Source organism: Azospirillum sp. B510 (assembly GCF_000010725.1).
Lineage (GTDB): Bacteria > Pseudomonadota > Alphaproteobacteria > Azospirillales > Azospirillaceae > Azospirillum > Azospirillum lipoferum_B.
Genome location: NC_013856.1, coordinates 566,643 through 593,039, shown reverse-complemented (window position 1 = coordinate 593,039; position 26,397 = coordinate 566,643). Strand labels below are relative to the sequence as shown.

Sequence of the window (26,397 nt, the reverse complement as noted above, 5' to 3'; positions counted from 1 at the left end):
ATTACGTCCTATGCCGGTGGCCGCCGCGCCCGTCAGCGCGGATACCAGCGCCCATCATCAATGACCGCTGGTACTATGCCTGACGAATGCCGACGACGAAGCCCTCGACCTCGCGGCGCAGCAGGACGGATTGCTGGGACAGCGAGTCCGCGGCGCTGCGGGCCTGATGGGCCATGCTGCCGGTCTTTTCGGCGGATTCTTTCATGCCTTCGATGTTCGAGGACACCTCCCGGGTTCCGACCGCCGCCTGTTGCACGTTCCGGCTGATCTCGCGGGTCGCCGCCTCCTGCTCTTCCGCCGATGCCGCCACGGCGGTCACGGTCTCGCTGATGCCGATGATCGTCTTGCCGATCCCCTGGATCGCATCGACGGCACTGCCGCTCACCGACTGGATTTCGCCGATCTGGGCGGCGATCTCCTCGGTTGCCTTGGCCGTCTGGTTGGCCAGCGTCTTCACCTCCTGCGCCACGACGGCGAAGCCCTTGCCGGCCTCCCCCGCCCGCGCCGCCTCGATCGTCGCGTTCAGCGCCAGCAGGTTGGTCTGCGCCGCGATCGACTGGATGAGGCTGACGACGTCACCGATCTTCCGCGCCGCCTCGGCAAGGCTCGCCACCGTCCCGTTGGTCTTCCTGACCTCGGTCTCCGCGTCGGCCGCCATGCGCGACGACGAGGCGATGCGCTGGTTAATCTCCTCGATGGAGCGGGTCAGTTCCTCCGCCGCCGCGGCGACGGTCTGGACATTCATGCTGGCAATGGTCGCGGCATTGGCCACCGCCACCGCCTGCTGGTTGGTCTGTTCGGCGATGGCCGCCAGGGCTTCGGAATCGCCCCGGATGTGCTCGGCCTGGGCGGCGACGCCAGCGACCACATTGCCGACGGAGCTTTCGAAGCCATGCGCCAGCCGGTCGAGGTCACGCCTGCGTTCCTCGGCGGAGCGTTGTTCGTCCTCGCGGCGCTGGGCCTCCATCTGGGTGACGCGGCTGGAATTCTCCTTGAACAGCAGCAGCGCCTTGTTGATCGCGCCGATCTCATCGGCACGGTCATGGTCCATGATCTCGACCGTATGGTCGCCGATGGTCAGCGCCCGGACGGTGGCGGTGATGCGCCGCAGCGGGGTGCCGACGATCACGCGGCTCGCCAGCCACAGGGCGGCCAGCAGGGTGACGGCCAGCAGGCTGCAACCGATCAGGATGAAGGTTTGCAGGTTCCGCTTCGGCGCCTCGATCCGGTCGACCGGGAGATTGACCAGGAGCGACCAGGGGGTTCCGGTCTCGCCGACGGTCACCGGCACGAAGAGTTGCAGCATGGCGCCGCCGCCCGTTCCCGCCTTTGGTTCCACCGATTCCTGGCTGTGGGGCCGCCCGTTGCGGATGGCGGTTTCGGCCGCCGCCATGTCCGGAGCGGTTTCGGAGAGCTTCTTGCCCAACTGGCCGGAATCGCTGTGGGCCGCCCAGACGCCGGCATTGGAGATCAGGTAGATGGCCCCGGTGCCGAACGGCTTCTCGTTCTTGATGAGGTCCCACATGCCGTCGGTGGAGATGTCCAGCCCGACCATGCCCAGGTAGGCCCCGTTGTCGATCACGGGAACCACGAGGGACATCATCTGCACATCCTTGCCGTTCACCGGATAGGTGTAGGGGCCGATGACCGATTCCCGCCCGCTTCTCACGGCGCGCTCGGACTCCACCCATTCGGCCGCCGGATTGTCATAGCCGGTCAGGGGATCGAGCACGACCTTGCCGCCGCCGCGGTTCCAATAGGAGAGGAAGCGGCCGCTGGCGTCGGTGCCGGGGGTGTTCACGAAGTCGGCGTCCCTGCCATCGAACGCGTTCGGCTCCATCTGCGCCCAGACCGCCAGCAGTCCCTTGTTCCGCTCCAAGGCCCCTTCCATGATCGCGTTCATCCGGGCGCGATCCTTCAGGCCGGACCGGCGCAGATCGATCATGGCGGCGGCGATGAAACGGTCCAGCCCGATGGCTTCACTGAGATGGCGTTCGATCATCGCGGCATGGCGGGTTCCGATCTCCTCCCCGATCCTCACCGAAAGCCGATCGGTGTCGGCGCCGCTCCTGGTGGTGATGACGGTGCCACCGATGGTGAATCCGAGAATGACGACCACACCGATCGTCAGAACGAGTTTGGTGACGAGAGGAAGCCTTCTGAGCATCGTTGTCTCCGTGCGGCACGAAAGCGCAGGCTGTGCAGCAAGCCAGGGGCGGTCGAGGGAAAGAGACTGTTGGTCCCGCCATTCATTTTCCAGGATATGGCGCCAGGAAGATTCGCAGATACTAGGGTTATCCCTTAACTGGCGCGGGCCATGAAAAGCATTTTCCAGATGTCGTCTTTCCGGTCGGAAAGGTGTAAGCGCGATGTCAAATCATCAGTCCGGCGCGCCATGGAACCGTCAGGCCTCCGCCGGCCTTGCAACCGCCTTTCCATTCGGCACATCCTGTCGCCGGCGCCCGAAACTGGACGCCGGCATCGGGGGAAGCGGCGTGTTGCCAAAGATCATCGAGATTTCCCAAAAGGATACGGCGTCGGCCGTGCCGGCCCTGCGGGAGCTGTGGCCCAATTATGACGCGGTGGAGATGACCCGCCTCATCGATATGGAACTGCGGCCGAACGGTTACCGTCTGGCCGGGATCCGCCCCGAGCCCGACGGTCCGGCCGCCTGTGTCCTGGGATACCGGCTTCAGCATTCCCTATGGCTCGGCAAGTCCTTCTACATCGTCGACATGGTGACGCTGCCCGCCTTCCGGGGGCGGGGCTATGCCTCCCGCATCCTCGATTGGGCAAAGGACGAGGCGGAAAGGCTGGGCTGCCGGGCGCTCCACCTCGACTCAGGAGTCGGCCCCGACCGCGGCGACGCCCACCGCGTGTACATGGCCAATCGCTATCAGATCGCCTGCCATCATTTCGTGCGCAAGCTGGGTTAGAGTCCGTCTGATGCTTCAGTGGGCATCAGACGGACTCTAATTTTTCGATTTTCCTGCGATTAACGCTTCAGACCGCCGGGACCGGCCCGCTGGTCGGCCCCGGCTTCGCGTTTTGGTTGGTCGCTTGTTCGGGTCAGGCCGCCCGGATATCCGACAGGAAGCATTCCAGATTCGTCCGCAGCGTTTCCGACTGGTGCGACAGCGCGTCCGCCGCGCTGAGCACCTGCGCGGCGGCGGCGCCGGTCTGCCCGGTCGCCTCCATCACCTGCATGATGTTGCGCGCTACCTCCTCGGTGCCGGCGGCGGCTTCCACCACGCTGCGGGTGATCTCGCCGGTCGCGGCGTTCTGCTCCTCGACCGCCGAGGCGATGGCGGCGGTGATCTCGTTCATCTGCCGGATCATGTCGGAATTCTGGCGGATCGCCTCGACCACCCCGCCGGTCGCCGCCTGGATCGCGTTGATCTGGCCGGTGATCTCGTCGGTGGCCTGGGTGGTCTGCGCCGCCAGATGCTTCACCTCGGTGGCGACGACGGCGAAGCCCTTGCCATGTTCGCCGGCGCGGGCCGCCTCGATGGTGGCGTTGAGCGCCAGAAGATTGGTCTGCGCGGCGATGTTGGAGATCAGCGCCACCACGTCGCTGATCCTCCTGGCGGTTTCAGCCAGCCCCTGCACCGTGGTGTCGGCATGGTGCGCCTGGGTGACGGCGTCGTTGGCGATGGCGGAGGAACGCGTGACCTGCCGCGCGATCTCCCGCAGCGACGCCACCATCTCCTCGGCGGCGGTGGCGACGGTCTGCACGTTGGCGGAGGTCTGTTCCGCCGCGCTGGCCGACGCGGTCGACTGGCGGTTGGTCTGCTCGGCGGTGGTGGTCATCTGATGCGCGGTACTGTCCAATTCGCTCGATGCCGAGGACACGGTGCGCAGGATGCCGGCGACGGTTCCCTCGAACTCGGCGACCAACCGGTCGACCGTCGCCGAGCGGGCCTCCTTGCGCTGCCGTTCGGCCTGCTGTTCCGCCTCGAGGCGACGCGCCGTGAGCGCGTTCTCCTTGAACACCGTCACCGCGGCCGCCATGGCGCCGATCTCGTCCTTCTGGCCGGCGCCCGGAACGGCAACGTCCAGATTGCCCCCGGCGAGCTCCCGCATCGCCCTGGTCATGGCGGTCACCGGCCGGACGATCGCCCGGCTGATGACGCCGGCGCACAGCAGACCGACCAGCAGACCGCCGACCGAAAGCACCGCGATCAACAATTCGGCACCGTCCATGTCGGACTCGGTCACCTCGCGGATGTGGTTGGCTTCCGACAATGCGCTGTGGCTGATCGTCTCGGCTTCCTCCGTCATGACGGTGCCGGCCTGCGTCATCTGACCGTTGATCAGCGTGGCGATGCCGTGGCTGAGGTCCTTCGCCCGCGAGAAGGCGGCGCGATAGCGCGACAATGCGTCCCGGAAGTCCACAACCATTTCCGCATAGGGGCGACCCTTGGCGGTTGCGGACAGATGCTGAAGACGCTGGTCAAGGGTGCCGAACGCCTCCTCCGCCTTCCTGGCGGCCTCGTCGTCATGGCGGGCCAGCATCTTGTTGGCGGACAGACGGCCGACCATCAGCAATTCCATGCTTTCCCAGGCAAGGGCGACCGACTCGGCGTCGCCCGCCCTGGTGGCCTCGTCACGGATCCGCTCCAGATCGACCCGCGTCTGCAAGCCGAGCGGATCGAGGGTGTCCGTCATCAGCGTCATCAATTCATGCTGCATCGGCGCGACGCGGCGGAAGCCGTCGACATAGAGGCGGAGCTGTTCCTCCGCATGGGCGAGCCTGGATTTCAGATCGGGATCGTGGGCAAGCCCGTCGGCTTTCTCGAAGCCGCCACGCAGCTTGTCGATCGCCTGGTTGGCCATCGCTTCGCGGTTGGAACTGCCGCTCAGCGCGAACTCCCGCACGGCGCCGCGCATCGCCAACACGTCCATCTCGATGCCACAGACGGTGTCGAGGACCGAGATCCGGTGCGCATAGGTGTCGAACTGGTCCGAGACATTGGTGAAGGACAGATAGCTTCGCCCGGCAAGACCTCCCATGATCAGCAGCACGGCACCGAAGCCGATGGCGATTTTCCGTCCGATCTTGATGTCCGCGAACAGTCCACCTGTCCGAGTGATGTTTGTGGAACCAGTCATGGCATGCCCCCTCACCGATGCGCCCTACTCCCGGCCACCGATGCACCACGCATGCCATCCCCACCCGATGGAAGGAGGGCGGGAAAAAATTTTCGTTCGCCGATGATCCGACAGGTCCGACTGATCGTATAGGGCCTTAGGTGGGGCAGTCCATTAAGCCGCCAAGGGGAACGGGGAAAATCTGGAAAAGAAAATTAAATTATGATCATGAAAATACATTCATGACGCTCTCCTCAACAGGGCGCTGCGGCATGATAGCTTGCCTTCCGGCCTCTATTGCGTTTCCATTAACAATAATACTCCTGATGCATATGATTCCTATGATATATTCGTCGAAGCTTCCTGCGCCGCCATCACGATACATATGGCTTGTTTTCGTTTAGTCCCGAAATCTCTTTTTTCTTTTTGAGAGGCGCGGTTCGCAAATTGACAAAAATCACCATTTTGGAAGCGCTTGCTAACCACGCGGCATCGCCGCCCGTGGCAAGGCTGACCTGCTGCGGCGACGGCTTGGCAGGCGCCCCCCCAGACGATAGGAGGTCTTCGGCAGAGAGGAGCCGCCGATGACAAGTCCCATAAGCGTGAAGGCGGTGCTGATCGGCAAGGCGCTCCCGTTCGGGCGCCCGAACACGGTCAGCGCCATCGCCAAGCATCCGGTCGATGCCGCGGTCGCCATCGGGCCGGACGGGCTGGCCGGCGACGAGCAGGCCGACCGCCGCCATCACGGCGGACCGGACAAGGCGGTCCATCATTATCCCTTCGACCATTATGCGGCCTGGCGCGGCGAGTTGCCCGCCCCCACCCCGCCGTTGGACTGCGCCGGTGCGTTCGGCGAGAATCTGTCGACGCTTGGACTGACCGAGGAGGAGGTCTGCGTCGGCGATGTCTTCCGTATCGGCACGGCGACTCTCCAGGTCAGCCAGGGGCGCCAGCCCTGCTGGAAGCTGAACCACCGGTTCGGCGTGGCCGACATGGCGCGGCGGGTACAGGCGACCGGCCGGACCGGCTGGTATTATCGGGTGCTCGAACCCGGCAGGACCGCCGCCGGGGATGAGATCCGCCTGATCGACCGCCCCCTGCCCGACTGGCCGCTGGCCCGCATCCTGCGCGCCTTCTATCACGATACCGGCGACATTCCGACCCTGACCGGAATCACGGCTCTGGGGCCGCTGGCCTCCGGCTGGCGCGATCTGGCCCGCCGCCGGGTGGAGAGCGGCCGGGTCGAGGACTGGACATCCCGCGTCGACGGCTAGAGTGCGATCGCTTCAGACGGAATCGTCTGAAGCGATCGCACGGAAAATCCTAAGCTGGAGTCTGTCCGATGCTTATTGAAGCATCGGACAGACTCCAAGCCGGCCATTCGGTTTTCCGGACGGTCGCACGCGCGTTTGTTCGGAAAACCGGACAAACGCGGCCACCCCCCAACAATAATATCCAGTATTATCAATAAATTGCCTTGCGGCGTCACACCGCTCCGCCCTGGCATGGCGGTTGCTCTCCATGCGGCCGCGTCCCGCGCAGACGGGACGGTCTCAAACCAAGGGAGCGAAACGTCCGATGGCTGCCACAACGCGCACCGAACATGACCTGCTGGGCGACCGCGAGGTTCCGGCCGATGCCTATTACGGGGTCCACACCCTGCGCGCTGTCGAGAATTTCCCGATCACCGGCACGCCGATTTCCCACTACCCCGATCTGGTCCGGGCGCTCGCCGAAATCAAGATGGCGGCCGCCCGCGCCAACCAGGAGCTGGGGCTGCTGAGCGCCGAGCGGGCCGAGGCCATCGCCGCCGCCTGCCGCGAGATCCGCGCCGGCCGGCTGCATGACCAGTTCGTCGTCGACGTGATCCAGGGCGGCGCCGGCACCTCGACCAACATGAACGCCAACGAGGTGATCGCCAACCGCGCGCTGGAGATCCTCGGGCATGGTCGCGGCGACTATGCCCAGCTGCACCCCAACGAACATGTCAACATGAGCCAGTCGACCAACGACGTCTATCCGACGGCGCTGAAGCTGGCGACCTACACCGGCATCTTCCGGCTGGTGGAGGCGATGGGGTATCTGCGCGCCGCCTTCCAGCGCAAGGCCGACGAGTTCCGCGACATCCTGAAGATGGGCCGCACCCAGTTGCAGGACGCCGTTCCGATGACGCTGGGCCAGGAGTTCTCCACCTACGCCGTCATGCTGGCCGAGGATGAGGAGCGGCTGAAGGAGGCCGCCCTGCTGATCCGCGAGATCAATCTGGGCGCCACCGCCATCGGCACCGGCATCAACGCCCATCCCGACTACGCCCCGCTGGTCTGCCGCCGTCTGGCCGAGATCAGCGGCGTTCCCGTGCTCACCGCGCCCAATCTGATCGAGGCGACGCAGGATTGCGGCAGCTTCGTCCAGCTGTCGGGCGTGCTGAAGCGGGTGGCGGTGAAGCTGTCCAAGACCTGCAACGACCTGCGCCTGCTGTCCAGCGGCCCGCGCGCCGGCTTCGGCGAGATCAACCTGCCGGCGCGTCAGGCCGGCTCCTCGATCATGCCGGGCAAGGTCAACCCGGTGATCCCCGAGGTGGTCAACCAGATCGCCTTCGAGGTGATCGGCAACGACATGACCGTCACCTTCGCCGCCGAGGCCGGACAGCTCCAGTTGAACGCCTTCGAACCGATCATCGCCCACAGCCTGTTCAAGAGCATCACCCACCTGCGCCAGGGCTGCCTGGTCCTGGCCGACCGCTGCGTCGACGGCATCACCGCCAACCGCGACCATCTGGAGGCCAGCGTCCGCAACTCCATCGGCATCGTCACCGCGCTGAACCCCTACATCGGCTATGCCAACGCCACCGAGGTGGCGGCCGAGGCCCACCGCACCGGCAAGGGCGTCGCCGAGCTGGTGGAGGCGCGCGGCCTGATGACCGCCACCGCCCTTGCCGAGGTGCTGCGGCCCGAGGTACTGACCCAGCCGCGGCTGCTGGCCACCGCCGGCTGACCCGTTCCGCCACCCGGGCCGGCTTCCGGTTCCCCTCGCGGGGGAAGAGCGGAAACCGGCCCGGTTCCCATCGACCGCAACCCGGCCGGCGCTGACAGGCGGGCGGGAAAGGTGAGGTATCAGGACCATGAACAAACAGACGACGCTGATCATCGTCGCCATGCTGCTGGGCATCGTCACCGGCTATGTCTGCAACAGCCTGTTCGACCCGGCCACGGCCAAGGACATCGCGGGCTATTTCGCGATGGTGACCGACATCTTCCTGCGCCTGATCAAGATGATCATCGCGCCCCTGATCTTCTCGACCCTGGTCGCCGGCATGGCCGGCATGGGCGACGCCCGCACCGTCGGCCGCATCGGCGGCAAGGCGGTCGGCTGGTTCCTGATGGCCTCCTTCGCCTCGCTGTTCATCGGCCTGATCTTCGCCAACCTGCTGCATCCGGGCGCCAATGTCGGCGTGCCGCTGCCCGACGCCTCGGCCAGCGCCGGCCTGAAGACCTCGGCCCTGAACCTCAAGGATTTCCTGACCCACGTTTTCCCGCGCAACTTCTTCGAGGCGATGGCGAACAACGAGATCCTGCAAATCCTGATCTTCTCGGTCTTCGTCGGCCTCGCCATCGGCCAGCTGCGCGACACCAAGGCCGGTCTGCTCGCCCGTTCGATCGAAGAGGTCGTGCCGGTGATGCTGAAGGTCACCGACTATGTGATGCGCTTCGCCCCGATCGGCGTCTTCGCCGCCGTCGCCAATGTGGTGACCACCCAGGGGCTGGGCGTGCTGCTGGTCTATGGCAAGTTCATGGGCAGCTTCTACCTCACGCTGGCGGTGCTGTGGGCGGTGCTGATCTTCGCCGGCTTCGTCGTGCTGAAGGGCGAGGTCTTCCGGCTGGTCAAGGCGCTGCGCCAGCCGATGCTGCTGGGCTTCTCCACCGCGTCGAGCGAATCGGCCTATCCGCGGGTGATGGAGGAGCTGAAGGACTTCGGCGTCAGGGACCGGGTGATCGGCTTCGTCCTGCCGCTCGGCTACTCCTTCAACCTCGACGGCTCGATGATCTACACGACCTTCGCGTCGCTGTTCATCGCCCAGGCCTATGGCATCCCGCTGACGCTGGAACAGCAGATCGTCATGCTGCTGGTGCTGATGGTGTCGAGCAAGGGCATCGCCGGCGTTCCGCGCTCCTCGCTGGTGGTGGTGGCCGCGGTGCTGCCGATGTTCCACCTGCCCGAGGCCGGCGTGCTGCTGATCATGGGCATCGACCATTTCCTCGATATGGGCCGCACCGCCACCAACGTGCTGGGCAACGGCATCGCCACCACGGTGGTCGCCAAGTGGGAGAACGCCATCGGCGGCGAGGATGAGGAGGAGGCCGGCGCCGCCCTGCCCAACCCGGCCGCCGCCGAGTAAGCGGCCGGCGCGTCGACGGACCGGTCCCGAAGACGGGCGGGCCCTGGGAGGAGGACTTCTGCTATGGTGCGGTGGTCCCTCTCCCTGCCCGCCTTTTTCATGCCGGCTTTTGTGATATTCGGCGCACGCCGCCTCCGCACCATCGGTCTCCTGATGCCGGCGCTCGCCGGGCTGGCCCTGGCCGCCGGGATCGCGGGTTTCCGCATCAGCGAGGGGATGGGGCTGTCGGCTCTCCAGGAAACCGGGCATCACCGGCTCGACCTCTATGCCGAGAGCCTGGAACGGGAGATCGACAAATACGCCTATTTCCCCGCCACGCTGGGGCTGGAACGCGACGTGCTCGACCTCGTCACCGGGCGGGCGCCGCTGGCCTGGGGGTTGAACCGCTATCTGGAGCGGCTGAACGAGCGGGCGGGCACCCTGTCGATCTATGTGCTGAACCGCCAGGGCCGGGTGGTCGCCTCCAGCAACTGGAACCGTCCCGACAGCTTCATCGGCGAGGATCTGTCCTACCGCCCCTATTTCATCCAGGCCGCCGACGGCAGCCAGGGCCGCTTCTTCGGTGTCGGCACCACGCGGGGCGAGGCCGGCTATTACCTGTCCTCGCCCTTGTCGGAGGATGGTGCCATCGTCGGCGTCGCCGTGGTGAAGGTCAGCCTGGAACAGCTGGAGCAATCCTGGTCGACGGTGGAGGCGCCGGTCCTGGTCGCCGACGAGAATGGCGTGGTCATCCTCGCCTCCGTCCCATCCTGGAAATTCACCACCCTGACGGCGATGGACGAGCCGACGCGCCGCCATTTCGACCGGACCCTGCAATACAACGCCCGCCCGCTGGCGCCGCTGGGCCTGAGGCCGCTGGAGCGGATCGCCGCCGACGCCGAGCTGGTGAGCCTGCCCAACCCGGCCGGAGGGGCCGTCGAGGAGACGGTCTTTCCGGTGTCCGGCGGCTTCCTGGCCCAGAGCGGGCCGCTGCACGGTACCGGATGGACGATGACCGTGCTGTCGCCGGTGGCCCAGGTGACCGCCATGGCCTGGACCCGCGCCGCCCTGGCGGCGCTGGGCAGCGGCTTCCTCGGCATCCTGCTGCTGATGTGGGAACAGCGCCGGCGCCATCTGCGCGATCTCGAGCGCAAGGTAGAGGAGCGCACCCGCAATCTGCGCGCCGCCCAGGACGAGCTGGTCCATGCCGGAAAGCTGGCGGTGATCGGCCAGCTCTCCGCCGGACTGGCGCATGAGCTGAACCAGCCGCTGGCGGCGCTGCGCACCCTGTCCGGCAACACCGTCAAGTTCCTCCAGCGCGGCAATCTGGAGGCGGCGCGGGGCAATCTGGACCGCATCGCCCATCTGGTGGACGCCATGGGGGCGCTGACCAGCCAGCTGAAATCCTTCGCCCGCAAATCCTCCGGCGCGCCCCGTCCGGTGGCGGTGCGCCGGCCGATCGACAACGCGCTGTTCCTGCTGGAGCAGCGGCTGCGGCGGTCGGGCGTCGCCGTCCGGTTGGAGGTCCCGGAGGACATCGCCGCCCTGTGCGATCCCAACCGGCTGGAGCAGGTGCTGGTCAATCTGCTCGCCAACGGGCTGGACGCGCTGGCCGGCAACGAGGATGGCAGGCTGACGATCACGGCGCGGACGGAGGCGGACCGGGTCCGCATCCAAGTCGCCGACAACGGCCCCGGCCTGCCTGCCGACGTGCTTCCCCGCCTGTTCGAGCCCTTCTTCACCACCAAGGAGGCGGCGAAGGAGGCGGCGACCGATGGGGCGCGGGAGGGCGGCGGCGGGCTTGGCTTGGGGCTTGCCATCTCGGCCGGGATCGTGCGTGACTTCGGCGGCACCCTGACCGGGGCGAATGGGGCGGATGGCGGGGCGGTCTTCACCATCGACCTTCCCGCCGCCATCCTGCCCACTGCCCTGCCCATCGACCCGACCGCCGTCCAGGCCGGAGATCTCCTATGTCCGACGCCGCCACCGCCGCCCTCAAGGTCCTGATCGTCGAGGATGATCCGAATGTCAGCCTGGGGTGCCGGCAGGCGCTGGAGCTGGAGGACATCCCGGCCGAGGCGGTGGACAGCGCCGAGAAGGCGCGGCGGCTGGTGGCGGAGGGTTTCCCCGGCATCGTCGTCACCGACATCCGCCTGCCGGGCATGGACGGGATGGCTCTGCTGGCCGAACTGCTGGCCGCCGACCCGGCTCTGCCGGTGGTGCTGATGACCGGCCATGGCGACGTGTCGATGGCGGTGCAGGCGATGAAGCTGGGCGCCCATGACTTCATCGAGAAGCCCTTCTCCCCCGACTATCTGGTCGAGGTGGTGCGCCGGGCGCTGGACAAGCGGCGGCTGACGCTGGAGGTGCGCGAACTGCGCGCCCGGTTGCAGAACCGCGACAGCATCGAGGCCCGGCTGATCGGCGGATCGTCGCAGATGGCGCGGGTGCGCCGGCTGATCGGCGATCTCGCCGGCTCGGCCGCCGACGTGCTGATCCATGGCGAGACCGGTTCCGGCAAGGAGCTGGCGGCGCGCTGCCTGCACGAGGCCAGCCCGCGCCGCGCCGGCAATTTCGTCGCCATCAATTGCGGCGGCCTGCCGGAAAGCCTGATCGACAGCGAGATCTTCGGCCATGAGGCCGGCGCCTTCACCGGAGCCGGCAAGCGCCGCATCGGCAAGGTGGAGCATGCCAACGGCGGCACCCTGTTCCTCGACGAGATCGAGAGCATGCCGATGCCGGTGCAGATCAAGTTCCTGCGGGTGCTTCAGGAGCGCACACTGGAGCGGTTGGGCTCCAACACGCCGATCCATGTCGATTGCCGGGTGATCGCCGCGACGAAGGTCGATCTGCGCGAACTGGCCGACCGCGGCCAGTTCCGCGCCGACCTCTATTACCGGCTGAACGTCGCCAACCTGCCCCTGCCACCCTTGCGCGACCGCCGCGAGGACATCCCCCTGCTGTTCGAGCGCTTCGCCCTTCAGGCCGCCGCCCGCCACGGCCGCCCGGTGCCGCCGCCGGATGCCGAGCGGATGCGCCGGCTGATGGCCCATGACTGGCCGGGCAATGTGCGGGAGCTGCACAATGTCGCCGACCGTTGCGTGCTCGGCATCGAGCAGGGTTTCCCCCCCTTCGCCACCGCCCATCCCGCCGCCGACCGGCCGCTGGCCGAGGCGGTGGAGGCCTTCGAACGCGCCCTGATCGCCGACACTCTGCGCCGCACCGGCCACAGCCTCGCCCGCGCCGCCGAGGAATTGCGGATCGCCAAGACGACACTGCACGACAAGATCAGGAAATACGGGCTGTCGTGAGGTTCTGCGCCCTGAACGATGCCCGCCCTCATCCCCGCAGCGCGCTCTCCAACCCGGCGGCGATGCCGAGCAGGCTGCGGTCGCCGCCGCGCCGGCCCATCGCCATCAGCCCGACCGGCAGGCCGGGGGACGGCAGCGGCAGCGAAATCGCCGGCAGGTCGAACAGGTTGGCGACACGGGTGTTGCGCAGCAATGCCAGATTGACGCGGTGGAAGGCGGCATCCTCCAGCACATCGGCGATGGCGGGGGCGGTCAGCGGCACGGTGGGCAGCAGCAGGACCGGATGGCGGGTCAGCCGCTCATCCATCAGCCGGATCAGCGCGGCGCGGCGGCGCAGCATGCGGACATAATCGGCGGCGGGAGCCTTGCCGCCGGCCTCGATCCGCGCGCGGGTCTTCGGGTCGATGCCGTCGAGCGCCGCAACGCCGAGATCGGCAAGCGTCGCCGCCAGTTCGATGGCGGTGAAGACCCCGATGCGGTCCAGCTCCGCCAAGGCGTCCAGTTCGGCATCGATGGAGCCGTCCGCGATGTGCGCGCCGGCGGCGCGCAGCCGGTCCAACCCCGCCTCGAAGGCGGCGGCGACCGCTGGTTCGATGCCGTCGAACAGCCGGCCGCGCGGCACCAGGAAGGATTGGCCGGCGACCGGCAGCGGAGCGAACGGGGCCGGCGGTTCATCGGCCAGGATCGAATCCAGCAGGGCGGCGTCGGCGACGGTCGTGGCGATGGGACCGATGACGTCCAGCGTCGGCGACAGCGGGAAGGCGCCCTCGGCCGGCAGCCGGCCGCTGGATGGCTTGAAGCCGACGGCACCGGACAGCGCCGCCGGAATGCGCAGCGACCCGCCGGTGTCGCTGCCCAGCGCGATCTCCGCCATGCCGTCGACCACCGAGATCACAGCACCGGAGGACGAGCCGCCCGGCACCCGTGAGCGGTCGCGTGGGTTGCCGGGATTGCCGTAATGGGGATTGATGCCGACGGCGGAAAAGGCGAATTCCGTCATGTGGGTGCGGCCGACGATGACGGCGCCGGCGGCGCGCAGCCGCGCCACCGCGCGGGCATCGCGCATGGCGGCGGGCTGGCCGCGCAGAATGGCGGAACCGGCCGCGGTGGTGTCCCCCGCCACGTCGAACAGCGCCTTGACCGAGAGGATCCGGCCATCGAGAGGCCCCAACGTCCGGCCCGCCGCCGCCCGGCGGTCGCTGGCCCGGGCGGCGGCGCGCGCCTCCTCGGCATGGAGTTCGGTGAAGACCAGGGCGCCCTGCCGCTGCGGATCGGCGATCCGGGCGAGCGCCGCCTCCAACCGCTCCGCGGCGCATGTGCTGAGGGTCGGCGGCACGGTCATGGCAGGCTCCTGACGGGAAAAGGCCGGACGGAAAGCTCCCCCGCATGTGCCACATCGGCACCAGCGCGGCAACCACTGTCCGGACCGGTGTCGGGAGCCAGGATTTCACATGCGGAATGTGCAAATCCCTACATAAGTCATAGTGTTTGCCCTTCGGCCGATGGCGCCCGTCCGGACGCTGTGATATGGAGGATGGAAAGATGTGGATCGAGCAGACACACGGCCGACGCGAATCCCCACTCTCAACCCCCCGCTATCGACCAGGGACTGCGTGTCAGGGGAGCAGCCGCCAACGGCCGACCTTTTCCGGAATGACATACGGAAGGACGGACTCCGATGCCTGCAACGCCTCTCCTGCCGGACAGCGTCAGCCAGCCCCGCCACATCGCCGTCATCGGCGCCGGCTTCACCGGCAGCCTGCTGGCGGCCCATCTGCTGCGCGGCACCCGCGCGCCGCTGGTCGTCCATCTGATCGAATACGGGCACCGGCCGGGAACCGGCGTCGCCTACTCCACCCCGAACGGCACGCATGTCCTGAACGTCCGCGCCTACAACATGAGCGCCTATCCGGACGACCCGCGCCATTTCCTGCGCTGGCTGTGGAGCCGGGCGGAGGGGCCGACTCCGGACCAGCCGGTGCCGCCCAGCGGTCACGCCTTCGTCTCGCGCGCGCTGTACGGCGCCTATATCCAGGACGTGCTGGCGGAGGCGCAGGCCGAGGCCCCGGCCCATGCCCGACTGAACCTGATCCGCGCCGAGGCGGTGGACATCCGCAGCGAGACCCCGCCCGGCAATCGGCCGGCGGTGCATGTGCGGCTCGGCGACGGCCGGGTCGTCAGCGCCGATGCGGCGGCGCTCTGTATCGGCAATTTCCCGCCCTCCCCGCCCTGTCTGGCCTCGGCGACGGCGGACGAGGCCTTCGCGTCGGACCGTTTCATCGGCGACCCCTGGGACGCCGCCGGCATCGCCGCGATCGACCGCGATGCCCCGGTCGCGATTCTCGGCACCGGCCTGACGATGGTGGACACGGTGCTGTCCCTGCTCGACCAGGGCCATCGCGGGCCGGTCACCGCGGTGTCGCGCCGCGGCCTGCTGCCGCAGCGGCATGAGGAGACGCGGCCCTACAGCTCCTTCCTACATCCCGACGTGCTGCCCAGCACGGTGCTGGACGTGCTGATCGCGCTGAAGGCCGATGCCCGGCGGGCGAAGGCCGCCGGCTATGACTGGCGCTCGGCCTTCGACGCGCTGAGGCCGCACCATCACCGCATCTGGGCGCATCTGCCGCTGGAGGAACGCCGCCGCTTCCTGCGCCACGCCCGCCCCTTCTGGGAGGTGCATCGCCACCGCATGGCGCCGCAGGTGGCCGACCGCATCGACGCCGTCCGTGCCAGCGGCCAGCTGTCGATCCTGCCGGGTCGGCTGAGGGACGTGGCCCTGGCCGCCGACGGCGGGCTGGAACTGCGCATCGTCGAGCGCGGCGGCGGGGCGGAGCGGCGGTTGACGGCGGGCGCGCTGATCAACGCCACCGGCACCAACTGCGACTACACCCGCATCCGCCACCCGCTGGTGCGCTCGCTGCTCGACCGCGGCCTCGCCCGGCCGGACAGCTTGCGGCTGGGGCTGGACGTGACCGAAAGCGGTGCGGTGATCGCCGCCGACGGCACCCCGTCGCCCCGCCTGCTCGCCTTCGGCCCGGTCGCCAAGGCGCCCTTCTGGGAAATGACCGCCGTGCCGGAACTGCGCAGCCAATGCGCCGAAGCGGCCCGCCGCATCCTGGCGGGGATGTCCGGCGGGACGCTGCCCGGACAGGCGGTTCTGGCGGGCAGGCCGACGCTGGAGAACCCGGAGCCCCGGCTCTTGTGATCGCCTTGTGAACGGTGGCGGCGTCTCACCGCGCCTTGGGCAATGGCGGCGCATAGCCGCCGGCCTTGCTGGTGCGCAGGCCGAGCCTGGCCAGCCCCTCCACCAGCGTCACCGCGGCGGTGACGCCGTCCACCACCGGCAGGCCCATCTCCTCGCTGAGCGAGCGGGCGAGGTCGGCCATGCCGGCGCAGCCGAGCACGATGGTCTCGGCGCCGTCCCGCTCCATGGCGCGGCGGATTTCGGCGCGCACGCGCTCGACCGCACCCGACGCCGGATCCTCCAACGCCAGGACCGGTACCCCGGCGGCGCGGATGGTGCAGCGTCCGGCCATGCCGTAGCGCTGGGCCAGACGCTCCAGCGCCGGGACGGAGCGGGCCAGCGTCGTCACCACGCTGAAACGGCCGCCCAGCAGCCCGGCGGTCTGCATCGCCACCTCGCAGATGCCGACGACGGGCGCGTCGGCGAGGCTGCGGGCGGCGTCCAGCCCGACATCGTCGAAGCAGGCGATCACCGTGCCGGCGATGGCGCTCTCGCGCTGGTGCCGGTCGATCTCCGCCAGCATGCCGGGAACGGCCAGCGCCTCGTCGTAATAGCCCTCGATGCTGGCGGGGCCGGTCGGCGGGTTGGTGGCGACGATCTCGGTGCCGGGAGCCGCGACGGCGCGGGCGGCGGCACCGATCCGCGCGGTCATCGAGGCGGTGCTGTTGGGGTTGACGACCAGAATGCGCATTTCGCGGGAAATCCTCAGGTGCCGGCCACAGGGAAACGGTTACGGCGCAGGCGATTGCGGCGCAGCAGGATCAGGCCCAGGAAGAACAGGCCGATCACGGTGAAGGAGAAGACCGTCGTCAGCGACCCCAGCGCATAGAGCACCGGCGTGGTGACGTTGGTGGTCATGCCGTAGATCTCCAGCGGCAGGGTGTTGAAGCTGCCGGCGGTCATCAGGGTGCGGGCGAACTCGTCATAGGACAGGGTGAAGCCGAACAGCCCGACGCCGATCAGGCTGGGCAGCAGGATCGGCAGCACGACATGGCGCACCGTCTGCCAGGGCGAAGCGCCCAGGTCGCGCGCCGCCTCCTCATAGGCCGGGTTGAAACGGTTGAAGATGGCGAAGACGATCAGCAGACCGAAGGGCAGCGTCCAGGTCAGATGCGCCCCCAGCGCCGAGCCGTACCAGGACGGCTCCAGCCCCAGGATGTTGAAGAACAGGCCGATGCCCAGGCTGACCAGGATCGACGGCACGATCAGGCTGGCGACGGCGAGATAGAACAGGGCGCCGCTGCCGCGGAAACGGCGGCGGAAGGCGAAGCCGGCCAGCACCGAGAACAGCACGGTCAGCACCATCACCATCAGCCCCAACGCGATCGACCGCCGGAAGGAGCCGCCGAAATCGCCCACCGCCTGCTGTTCGAACAGGTTGCGGAACCAGTGCAGCGAGACGCCGTTCATCGGGAAGGTCAGGCCGCCCTCCGGCCCCTGGAAGGACAGAACCAGGATGGTGGCGGTCGGGCCGTAGAGGAACAGCACGAACAGGACGAAGAAGCCGGCCAGCAGATGGAAGGACAGGCCGCGGCGCGAGGTGTTCATCTCACAGCTCCTTGCGGATGTCGACGACGCGCAGCATCGCCACCACCATGATCAGGACGACGGCCAGCAGCACAACGGCGTTGGCGGCGGCGGCCGGATATTGCAGCAGCGAGATCTCGTTGGCGATCATCAGGCCGATGGAGGCGCTCTGCCCGCCGCTCATCAGCCGCACGGTGATGAAGTCGCCCATCACCAGCGTGACGACGAAAATGGAACCGATGGCGATGCCGGGCTTGGTCAGCGGCAGGATGACGTTCCACAGCGTCTGCGCCGCACTGGCGCCGCCGTCGCGCGCCGCCTCGATCAGGGCGCGGTCGATGCGCATCATCGAATTGAAGATCGGCACCACCATGAACAGCGCATAGAGATGGACGAAGGCCAGCACGACCGAGAAGTCGGAGAACAGCAGGAACTCCAGCGGCCGGTCGATGATCCCGGCGGAGATCAGGCCGGAATTCAGCAGCCCGTTGCGTCCCAGGAACGGGATCCACGAGATCATCCGGATGATGTTGGAGGTCCAGAACGGAATGGTGCAGACCAGGAACAGCACCATCTGCCAGGTGGTGGAGCGCACGTGGAAGGCCAGGAAATAGGCGACGGTGAAACCGATGCCGAGCGTGATCGCCCAGGTGAGGACGGCATATTTCAGCGTGTTCAGATAGGTCTTCCAGGTGACCGGCGAGGTCAGCAGCTCGACATAGTTGGTCAGCACGAAGTCCGGGTAGATGCGCACGCTGTCGTAATCCCAGAAGCTGACCGCGACGATGGTCAGGATCGGCACCAGCAGGAACAGCAGCAGCGTGACGGTCAGCGGCGCCGCCTGGAGATAGGGGGCGACGCGCGGCAACAGGCGGCCACGCCGCGCCCTGCCGGCGGCGGCCGTGGCGGACGGTCGGGGCGTTTCGGCGGTCAGGGTCATCGGCGGGTGTCCTGCGGGTTGGTGGGAGTTCACGAGAATCCCCCTCTCCCCCCCGGGGAGAGGGTCGGGGTGAGGGGGATGCATTGCGTGGGCGTAATAGGGAGCGGAGAGTGCGCGACGCTTGAAGATCCTCGCCACGCTTCCCCCTCACCCTAACCCTCTCCCCAGGGGGGAGAGGGGATGCCCGGCAACCGCAAACATTAAGCCGCGATGAACTCGTTCCACTTGCGGACCATGTAGCGGTCCTCGTCCATCACCGCGTTCCAGCAGGCGACGCGGCCCATGCGGTCCTGGAACGAGCCGCCGTCGCGCACCGCGCCGGCCTTCTCCATCACCTTGCCCTCGGGGCTGAGGATGTCGGTCTTGGCCGGCTGGCCCTCCATCCAGAAGGCCCATTCGTCGGCCGACATATGCTGCTTGGCGGTATCGAGCACGGCGGAATAATAGCCCTGGCGGTTCAGATAGGCGCCGACCCAGCCCGACAGATACCAGTTGATGTATTCATAGGCCGCCTCCAGCTCCAGCCCGCTCAGATGCTTGGCGATGCCAAGACCGCCGCCCCAGGCGCGATAGCCCTCCTTCAGCGGCTGGTAGACGCACTGGATGCCCTTGGCGCGCACGGCGGCGACGGCGGGCGACCACATCGACTGGATGATGACCTCACCCGACGACATCAGATTGACGCTCTCGTCGAAGGTCTTCCAGAAGGCGCGGAACTGGCCGGATTTCTTGGCGTCGGTCATGATCTTGAGGGTCTTGTCGATCTCCTCCTTGGTCATGTTGCCCTTGTCGCCATATTTGATCTCACCCATCGCCTCGCAGACCATGGCGGCGTCCATGATGCCGATCGACGGGATGTTCAGCAGCGACGCCTTGCCCTTGAAGGCGGGGTCGAGCAGATCCGTCCAGCTGGAGATCGGACGGCCGACCAGATCGGGGCGGATGCCCAGCGTGTCGGCGTTGTAGATGGTCGGGATCAGCGTCATCCAGTCTGTCGGCGCCTTGGCGAACTTGGTGCTGTCCTTGCCCTCGACGAAGCCGACCGTGTGGGGGGCGGTGCCCTGGGCGATGGCGCTGTCCGGCGTCAGCTTGCCGGTGATGAAGATCGGGACGATCTTGTCGAAATTCTTGATCTTCTTCACGTCCATCGGCTGCATGACGCCGGCCGGGAAGACCTTCTTGCCGATCCAGTATTCGATGTCGGCGATATCGTAGGATTTCGGCTGCGTCACCGCGCGCTGGGTCACCGCGTCGGAATCCAGCGCCGTCATCTGCAAGGTGAAGCCCAGATCCTCCTTCACCTTGTCGGCGACGGCGTTCAGGTTCGACACGCCGGTGCCGAACTGGCGCAGGGTGACGTTCTTGATGTTCTGCGCCCAGATGGTCGGAAAGCCGGTGATGGCGCCGGAGCCGACGGCGGCACCGGCAACGGCGGCGGAGCCCTTCAGCAGGGTGCGGCGGCTGACGCCGGCGACGGAGTTTGACGGCTTCGAAGGAGTACGGGTGTCGGTCATCGCTGAGCCTCCAGTCTGTTCGTCACGTGTTTTTGTTTGAGCAGGCGTTTTGAAAAGGGATCAGGCCACCAGCGGGTGGACGTCGCGGCGGCTCCAGCCGGCGCGCACGCGCTCGCCCACGCCGACCGGCGCGTCGAAATAACGGGCCTCGTCCAACACGACGGCGAACTCGTCGGCGCCGGGAACGTCGAGGCTGAGATGGACGGAGGCGCCGTGATACTCCAGCGCGCGCACCGTGCCCTCCACCTGGATCTCCGCCGGCAGGTCGGCGCCGCCCAACAGGATGCGGTCGGCGCGCACGGCGCAACGACCGGCATCGCCCGCCACTCCGCCCGCCATCGCACCGCTATGGATCGCGCCGGCTTCGATGACATTGTGGCCGCCGATGAAGCGGGCGACGAAGGCGGTGCGCGGCTGGTTGAACAGCTCGCGCGGCGGCCCGGCCTGTTCGATGCGGCCCTGGTTCATCACCACGGCGAGATCGGCCAGCGCCATCGCCTCGGTCTGGCTGTGGGTGACGTGGATGAAGGTGATGCCGATGTCGCGGTGCAGGCGCTTCAACTCCTCGCGCATGCGCACCCGCAGGAACGGGTCGAGCGCCGACAGCGGCTCGTCCAGCAACAGCACGCCCGGCCGGGTGATCAGGGCGCGGGCCAGCGCCACCCGCTGCTGTTGGCCGCCCGACAGCTGAGCCGGCAGGCGCCCGGCATATTTACCCATGTCGACGAGGTCCAGCATCTCGGCCGCCCGCCGCCGCCGCTCCTCCTTCGCCACCCCCTTCATCTTCAGGCTGAAGGCGACATTGTCGGTGCAGTCCAGATGCGGGAACAGGGCGTAGCTCTGGAACATCATCGCCGTGCCGCGCTTGGCCGGCGGATCGTCGTTGACCACGCTGTCGCCGATCAGCAGGTCGCCGTCGGTGATGTCCTCATGCCCGGCGATCATCCGCAAGGTGGAGGTCTTGCCGCAGCCGCTCGGCCCCAGCAGGCAGCAATAGGATCCGGCGGCGATCCGCAGATCGATGCCGTCCACCGCCACGGTCCCACCATAGGCCTTGCGCAGCTTCACCAGCTCGACCGTTGAACCCGCCGTCATCGGAGCCTCCAGAATTGTGCACAATCCGTGCGGTCGTTTGTGACCGTTCCGCCTTCTGCATGTCGCGTGCCAGCGGTGGAATGGCGGGAAATGGGCGATCCAGGAGGATCGCTTTGCGCAACAGAACAGCATTTGCGCAGGGATCAGACCCAGTGGCGTCAATTTAGGCATTTTCAACCCCGGTGTCCTTCGCCAAACCGATCGGGGGATTGCGGTTCCCGTCATGGCCCACTTTGTGCACAATTCTCGGAGCGTTTCCTGTACACCGACAAAAGCGTCTTATCCGCCGATGACCAGCACAGCCCCCGCCAAGCCGCCCCGCCGCACGCCCCGCGCCCGCACCGCCACCCGTGGCGGTGCCGAGGCCCGCATCGTCCGCAGCATCGGCGAGGCGATCGCCGACCGCCGCCTGCCGCCGGGCACCAAGCTGACGGAGGAAAGCCTGGCAGAGGCGTTCGGTGTCAGCCGCGAACGGGTGCGCAAGGTGCTGCTTCTGCTGGCACAGCGGCGGGTGGTCACGCTGATCCCCAACCGCGGCGCCTTCGTCGCCAAGCCGACGCCGAAGGAGGCGCGCGAAGTGTTCGAGGCCCGTCGCGTGATCGAACGGGCGATCATGGAGCGGCTCGAACGGCTGCCACGCCCCTTGCCCGACGACATGCTGGACCGGCTGCGTGGCCATGGCGCGCTGGAGGATGCGGCGGAACGCGCCGCCGACCGCAAGGCGATGATCCGCCTGTCCGGCCAGTTCCACCTGCTGCTGGCCGAGTTCGCCGGCAACGCGACACTGGCCGGCATCCTGACCGACCTGATCGACCGCTCCAGCCTCGCCATCGCGGCGTTCGAGCGGCGGGCGTCGCATACCTGCTCGGCCGACGACCATCGCCGCCTGATCGCCGCCCTGATCGGCAACCGGCCCGGCGAGGCGACGGCGCTGATGATCGATCATCTCGACGAGGTGGAACGCCAGCTGGATCTGGAAGCCAAGCCCGAGACCCGCATCGATCTGAAGGCGATCTTCGCCGACGAACCGGAACCGGCCTGACGGCAGCCAGGCTCCGACAAAGGAAAAGCCCCGGTTCCACGAGGAACCGGGGCTTTCCCATCAGCGGAACGATCGGCCTGCGATCAGACCCGCACACCCGCCGATGTGTTCAGCGACTCCTGGATCTCGCCGGCCAGCTGGTCGGCGATCGGACCGACGATCACCTGGACGGAGTTGGCCGACGGCTTCACCACGCCGCGGGCGCCGATCCGTTTCAGCTCCACCTCGTTCACCCGGCTGGCGTCGGCGACGTTCAGGCGCAGACGCGTCGTGCAAGCCTCCACCGAACGCAGGTTGCCGGCCCCGCCGAGGGCGGCGACATAGGCGCCGGCCCGGTCGGTGGCGCTCGATCCGCGGGCTCCGGTGGCGGCGGGCTCCTGGCCGGCCGGGATGGCGGCATCGTCGCGGCCCAGCGTCTTCAGGTCGAAGCGCTGGATGACGAAGCGGAACAGCCCGTAATAGACGGCGAAATAGACGGCCCCCACCGGCAGCAGCAGGATCGGGTTGGTCGCCTTGCCGTAATTCAGCACATAGTCGAACAGACCGGCCGAGAAGCCGAAGCCCAGCTTCACGTTCAGCACGTCCATCAGCACCATCGACAGGCCGGTCAGCACGGCATGGACGGCGAACAGCGCCGGGGCCAGGAAGATGAAGGCGAATTCGACCGGCTCGGTCACGCCGGTCAGGAAGGCGGTCAGCGCCATCGACAGCAGCACGCCGCCGACCGCCGCGCGGTTCTCCGGCTTGGCGCTGTGATACATGGCGAGGCAGGCGGCGGGCAGGCCGAACATCATCACCGGAAAGAAACCGGCCATGAAGGCGCCGGCCGTCGGATCGCCCTTGAAGAAGCGGTTGAGGTCGCCGGTCACGCCCTGGTAATCGCCCAGCAGGAACCAGGCGATGTTGTTGATGATGTGGTGCAGGCCGGTGATGATCAGGATGCGGTTCAGCACGCCATAGAGGAACAGGCCGAACTCGCCCAGCCCCAGGACACCGGTGGTCAACGCGGTCAGGCCGGAATCGACGACCGGCCAGCCATAGCCGAAGACCAGCGCGATGCCCAGCGCCGCCAGACCGGTGACGATGGGCACGAAGCGCCGCCCGCCGAAGAAGGCGAGATAGTCCGGCAGCTTGATGTCCTTGTACTTGTTGTAGAGCTGGCCGGCGATGATGCCGATCAGGATGCCGACCGGAATGCTGATGCGGCTGGACATCTTGGCGACCAGCTCGGGCGCGACGCCGCTCAGCACGACGGCGCCCTTGACCGCCACGAAATAACCGACGGCGCCGGCCAGGCCGGCCGCCCCATGGTTCTCACGGGCGAAGCCGATGGCGATGCCGACGGCGAACAGCACACCCAGGTTGGAAAAGACGGCGTCGCCCGCCGCGGCGATGAAGGCGATGTTCAGCAGGTCGGGCTGGCCGATGCGCAGCAGCAGCCCGGCGATGGGCAGCACGGCGATCGGCAGCATCAGTGCCCGACCAAGCCTCTGGACGCCCGAAAAACGGTCGCCCGACAAACGTTCAGCAGACATTCGGACGTCTCCCAGTGCAACGGGCTCCGGCCTCAGGCGGCCGGGCCGACAAGATGGTTGGCGATCGGCGGTCGGACGCCTCCCTGAGCGCCGCCGCCCCTTTTCAGGTCTTCTTCATGGCGATGGATTCGGCGCGATGGATTTGGCCCGCTCCATCGCCTTGCGCAGATTGCCGCCGGTTTCGGCCAGCAGCCGGTCGATATCGGCCGGCTCCAGCCCGCCCAACCCGAGAACGGCGCGGCGCACCTCGCCATGCCGCTCCAGCGCGGCGCCGGCGGCATCCTCGTCCACCCCGGCAATGCGGGCGACCATGGCGGCGCAGCGGCGGCGCAGCTTGGCGTTCTCCGGCCGGACATTGATCATCAGATTGTCGTAGACGGTGCCGAGCGCCGTCATGACGCCGGTCGAGAACAGATTGAGCACCACCTTCTGGGCGGTGCCGGCGCCGAGCCGGGTGGAGCCGGCGATCACCTCCGCCCCGGTCACGGTCAGAACCGGATGCTCCACCGCCTCCAGCAGCGGCGATCCGGCGCTGCTGGCGATGCCCATGGTCAGCGCCCCCGCCTCCCGCGCCGCGCGCAGGACACCGACGGTGTAGGCGCTGGCCCCGCTGGCCGACAGGCCGACCACCACATCGGCGGCGGAAATCCCCGCCCGCCCGGCATCGCCCCGCCCCGCCTGCTCGTCATCCTCCGCCGCGCCGGCCAGACCGCGCGTCAGGTCGAGCCCGCCGGCGATCAACAGGACCAGCCGCCCCGCCGGCCAATCGAAGGTCGGCCCCAGATCGAGCCCGTCCAGCGCCGCCACCATCGCGGACGATCCGGCGCCGGCATAGACCAGACGGCCGCGCCCGCCGGACAGCCGGCTTGCGGCGGCCTCGACGGCGGCGGCGACATGGGGCAAGGCCGGCGCACAGGCGGCGAGCGCGCGCGTCTGGCCCTCCCACAGGGCGGTCATCAGTTCGGCCGCCGGCCAGACATCCAGCCGACTGTATCGGTTCGCCGCATCCTCCGTGCCGCCCGCCATTGCTCCGGCTCCGTTCCGGACCCTGGTCCGGATGTTGGTGGTATTAGATTGGACTGTATGGGCAGAATATCAAAACCGGGACAGTTCGCAATCTTAAACTGGTCACAATCCTGCGCCATTTCGGAAACATGGCCGGGGTGCTGTTGCCCAAAGGCCTTTCAGTGGTATCATGCTGATCCCAGACCTCTGGAGTGGTTGCCGATGTCCACAGCCGCCGCCACCGCGGCCCTGCCCCCCTTCGATCCGGCCGCCCTATCGGATGCCCTGCCCCTTCCGCTGTATCTGCAACTGGCACGGCATCTGCGGACGCTGATCGTCGAAGGCCGGCTGGCCGAGCAGGACGCCCTGCCCGGCGAACGGGAACTGGCGGAAGCCTTCGGCGTCTCGCGCGTCACCGTGCGCAAGGCCCTGCGCGAACTGATCGCCGAGGGGCTGCTGCATCAGCGCCAGGGCGCCGGCACCTTCATCAACCGCAGCCCCCATGTCGAACAGCGGCTGTCGGCCCTGACCAGCTTCACCGAGGACATCGGGGGGCGCGGGTTGAGGCCGGAATCGCGCTGGCTCGGCCGCACCGTCGCCACCGCGACCCCGGAGGAGGCGATGGCGCTGGGGCTCAGTCCGGGGGCGGAGGTGGTGCGGCTGCACCGGCTGCGTCTGGCCGACGGCATCCCGCTCGCCATCGAGCTCAGCGTGCTGCCGACCCGCATCCTGCCCGACCCCGATCTGGTGCAGGGCTCCCTGTACGAAACGTTGCGCGGGCGCGGGCATCCGCCCTTCCGTGCGCTGCAACGCTTGTCTGCCATTCGCCTGCCGGTGGATCAGGCGGCGCTGTTGGGGGTTCCGGACGGTGCGCCGGCCCTCTACATTGAACGCCGCACCTTTCTGGAGAACGGAACCCCGCTGGAGTTCGTCCGTTCCCACTACCGCGGCGACGCCTATGACTTCGTCGTGGAGCTGTCGCTGGTCTGATCCCTCCGGGCCAGTCCCTCCCACGCACAGAGACTACAACCGAGAGCGTGCGATGAAGCCTGCCCTTGATACCCCGCTCCGTGTCGGCGCCATCCTGTTCGACATGGACGGAACCCTGATCGACACCAAAGGCCCGGTGGAGCGCTCCTGGCGCCGCTGGGCCGCCCGGCACGATCTGGATCCGGACGCCATCCTCGCCGTCTGCCACGGCGTCCGCAGCATCGAGACCGTCCGCCGCTTCGCCCCCGCCGGCACCGACATCGAGGAGGAGGTGCGTCTGGTGGAGGAGTGCTACACCAACGACACCGAAGGCGTGCGCGCCGTCCCCGGCGCCCTTGAGCTTTTGCAATCGCTGCCGCGCCACCGTTGGGCGGTGGTGACCTCCGCTCCGCGGGACATGGCGCGCAAGCGCATCGGCCAGGCCGGCCTGCCCCTGCCCGACCTGCTGATCGGCGCCGACATGGTCACCCACGGCAAGCCCCACCCCGAGGGCTACCGCACCGCAGCCGAAAGGCTGGGCTTCGACCCGCGCGAGACCGTGGTGTTCGAGGATGCCCCGGCCGGGCTGGAGGCCGGCCATGCCGCCGGCGCCTGGGCGGTCGCGCTGACCACCACCCTGCCGGCGCATGAGCTGGGGGATAATCTGTGCCTGCCCGACCTGACGGCGCTGCGGGTGCGGGTGGACCAGGATGGGCTGGAGATTCTGGCGGTTGGGAACTGATCCTTGC

General features: G+C 67.9%; 20 protein-coding genes. 10 read left to right on the top strand and 10 right to left on the bottom strand.

What is annotated here, in order from left to right; translation table 11 throughout:
* Window positions 1-73: 73 nt before the first annotated feature.
* Entirely contained in the window at window positions 74-2,167 is a 2,094-nt protein-coding gene (locus AZL_RS23985) for a methyl-accepting chemotaxis protein (protein ID WP_012977032.1), read from the bottom strand.
* Between the two features lie 328 nt (window positions 2,168-2,495).
* Here AZL_RS23985 and AZL_RS23980 point away from each other — a divergent pair, with 328 nt between their 5' ends.
* Window positions 2,496-2,936: a GNAT family N-acetyltransferase gene (locus AZL_RS23980; protein ID WP_012977031.1), complete on the top strand. Its 441-nt coding sequence runs from the start codon at window positions 2,496-2,498 to the stop codon at window positions 2,934-2,936.
* A 133-nt stretch (window positions 2,937-3,069) separates the two neighbouring features.
* Here AZL_RS23980 and AZL_RS23975 read toward each other — a convergent pair whose 3' ends face one another.
* Window positions 3,070-5,112, bottom strand: coding sequence for a HAMP domain-containing methyl-accepting chemotaxis protein (locus AZL_RS23975; protein WP_042445173.1), 2,043 nt, complete (start codon window positions 5,110-5,112; stop codon window positions 3,070-3,072).
* 563 nt (window positions 5,113-5,675) lie between these two features.
* On the opposite strand from AZL_RS23975, the gene AZL_RS23970 reads away from it, so the two are divergent.
* From AZL_RS23970 to AZL_RS23950, 5 genes are all read left to right on the top strand, one after another.
* Window positions 5,676-6,365 carry an MOSC domain-containing protein gene (locus AZL_RS23970; RefSeq protein ID WP_012977029.1) on the top strand — a complete coding sequence of 230 codons (690 nt, stop codon included), beginning with the start codon at window positions 5,676-5,678 and terminating at the stop codon, window positions 6,363-6,365.
* A gap of 304 nt (window positions 6,366-6,669) precedes the next feature.
* Window positions 6,670-8,085 carry an aspartate ammonia-lyase gene (gene aspA / locus AZL_RS23965; protein WP_012977028.1) on the top strand — a complete coding sequence of 472 codons (1,416 nt, stop codon included), beginning with the start codon at window positions 6,670-6,672 and terminating at the stop codon, window positions 8,083-8,085.
* 127 nt (window positions 8,086-8,212) lie between these two features.
* Window positions 8,213-9,487, top strand: a complete 1,275-nt coding sequence (locus AZL_RS23960) for a dicarboxylate/amino acid:cation symporter (RefSeq protein WP_012977027.1) — start codon at window positions 8,213-8,215, stop codon at window positions 9,485-9,487.
* A gap of 99 nt (window positions 9,488-9,586) precedes the next feature.
* Window positions 9,587-11,473 carry a sensor histidine kinase gene (locus AZL_RS23955; protein ID WP_012977026.1) on the top strand — a complete coding sequence of 629 codons (1,887 nt, stop codon included), beginning with the start codon at window positions 9,587-9,589 and terminating at the stop codon, window positions 11,471-11,473.
* A complete protein-coding gene (locus tag AZL_RS23950; protein WP_012977025.1) occupies window positions 11,437-12,777 on the top strand; it encodes a sigma-54-dependent transcriptional regulator in 1,341 nt (446 codons plus the stop codon). Before AZL_RS23955 ends, AZL_RS23950 begins: the two co-directional genes overlap by 37 nt.
* 28 nt (window positions 12,778-12,805) lie before the next feature.
* On the opposite strand, the gene AZL_RS23945 is transcribed toward AZL_RS23950, so the two are convergent.
* Window positions 12,806-14,119, bottom strand: a complete 1,314-nt coding sequence (locus AZL_RS23945; protein WP_012977024.1) for an amidase — start codon at window positions 14,117-14,119, stop codon at window positions 12,806-12,808.
* A 336-nt stretch (window positions 14,120-14,455) separates the two neighbouring features.
* On the opposite strand from AZL_RS23945, the gene AZL_RS23940 reads away from it, so the two are divergent.
* Entirely contained in the window at window positions 14,456-15,982 is a 1,527-nt protein-coding gene (locus AZL_RS23940) for an FAD/NAD(P)-binding protein (RefSeq protein WP_012977023.1), read from the top strand.
* Window positions 15,983-16,007: 25 nt separating this feature from the next.
* Here the strand turns inward: AZL_RS23940 and AZL_RS23935 are convergent, their stop codons facing one another.
* The 5 genes from AZL_RS23935 to AZL_RS23915 all read right to left on the bottom strand — a co-directional run bounded on the left by AZL_RS23935 (window position 16,008) and on the right by AZL_RS23915 (window position 21,097).
* A complete protein-coding gene (locus AZL_RS23935) occupies window positions 16,008-16,712 on the bottom strand; it encodes an aspartate/glutamate racemase family protein (protein WP_012977022.1) in 705 nt (234 codons plus the stop codon).
* A 14-nt stretch (window positions 16,713-16,726) separates the two neighbouring features.
* On the bottom strand, window positions 16,727-17,569 hold the full coding sequence (locus AZL_RS23930; protein ID WP_012977021.1) for an ABC transporter permease: 843 nt from the start codon (window positions 17,567-17,569) through the stop codon (window positions 16,727-16,729).
* Between the two features lies 1 nt (window position 17,570).
* The gene (locus AZL_RS23925; RefSeq protein WP_012977020.1) at window positions 17,571-18,488 is read right to left on the bottom strand and encodes an ABC transporter permease; all 918 of its coding nucleotides are present in this window, start codon (window positions 18,486-18,488) and stop codon (window positions 17,571-17,573) included.
* Between the two features lie 200 nt (window positions 18,489-18,688).
* Window positions 18,689-20,002: an ABC transporter substrate-binding protein gene (locus AZL_RS23920; protein WP_012977019.1), complete on the bottom strand. Its 1,314-nt coding sequence runs from the start codon at window positions 20,000-20,002 to the stop codon at window positions 18,689-18,691.
* Window positions 20,003-20,062: 60 nt separating this feature from the next.
* Window positions 20,063-21,097: an ABC transporter ATP-binding protein gene (locus tag AZL_RS23915; protein WP_012977018.1), complete on the bottom strand. Its 1,035-nt coding sequence runs from the start codon at window positions 21,095-21,097 to the stop codon at window positions 20,063-20,065.
* A 289-nt stretch (window positions 21,098-21,386) separates the two neighbouring features.
* Here AZL_RS23915 and AZL_RS23910 point away from each other — a divergent pair, with 289 nt between their 5' ends.
* Window positions 21,387-22,139, top strand: a complete 753-nt coding sequence (locus AZL_RS23910) for a GntR family transcriptional regulator (protein WP_042445169.1) — start codon at window positions 21,387-21,389, stop codon at window positions 22,137-22,139.
* Between the two features lie 83 nt (window positions 22,140-22,222).
* Here AZL_RS23910 and nagE read toward each other — a convergent pair whose 3' ends face one another.
* A complete protein-coding gene (nagE, locus tag AZL_RS23905) occupies window positions 22,223-23,674 on the bottom strand; it encodes an N-acetylglucosamine-specific PTS transporter subunit IIBC (protein WP_012977016.1) in 1,452 nt (483 codons plus the stop codon).
* Window positions 23,675-23,788: 114 nt separating this feature from the next.
* Window positions 23,789-24,700: an N-acetylmuramic acid 6-phosphate etherase gene (locus tag AZL_RS23900; RefSeq protein ID WP_012977015.1), complete on the bottom strand. Its 912-nt coding sequence runs from the start codon at window positions 24,698-24,700 to the stop codon at window positions 23,789-23,791.
* Between the two features lie 201 nt (window positions 24,701-24,901).
* Between AZL_RS23900 and AZL_RS23895 the strand changes: the two genes are divergently transcribed.
* Entirely contained in the window at window positions 24,902-25,669 is a 768-nt protein-coding gene (locus AZL_RS23895) for a GntR family transcriptional regulator (protein WP_012977014.1), read from the top strand.
* A gap of 52 nt (window positions 25,670-25,721) precedes the next feature.
* Window positions 25,722-26,390, top strand: coding sequence for an HAD family hydrolase (locus tag AZL_RS23890; protein ID WP_012977013.1), 669 nt, complete (start codon window positions 25,722-25,724; stop codon window positions 26,388-26,390).
* Window positions 26,391-26,397 lie beyond the last annotated feature (7 nt).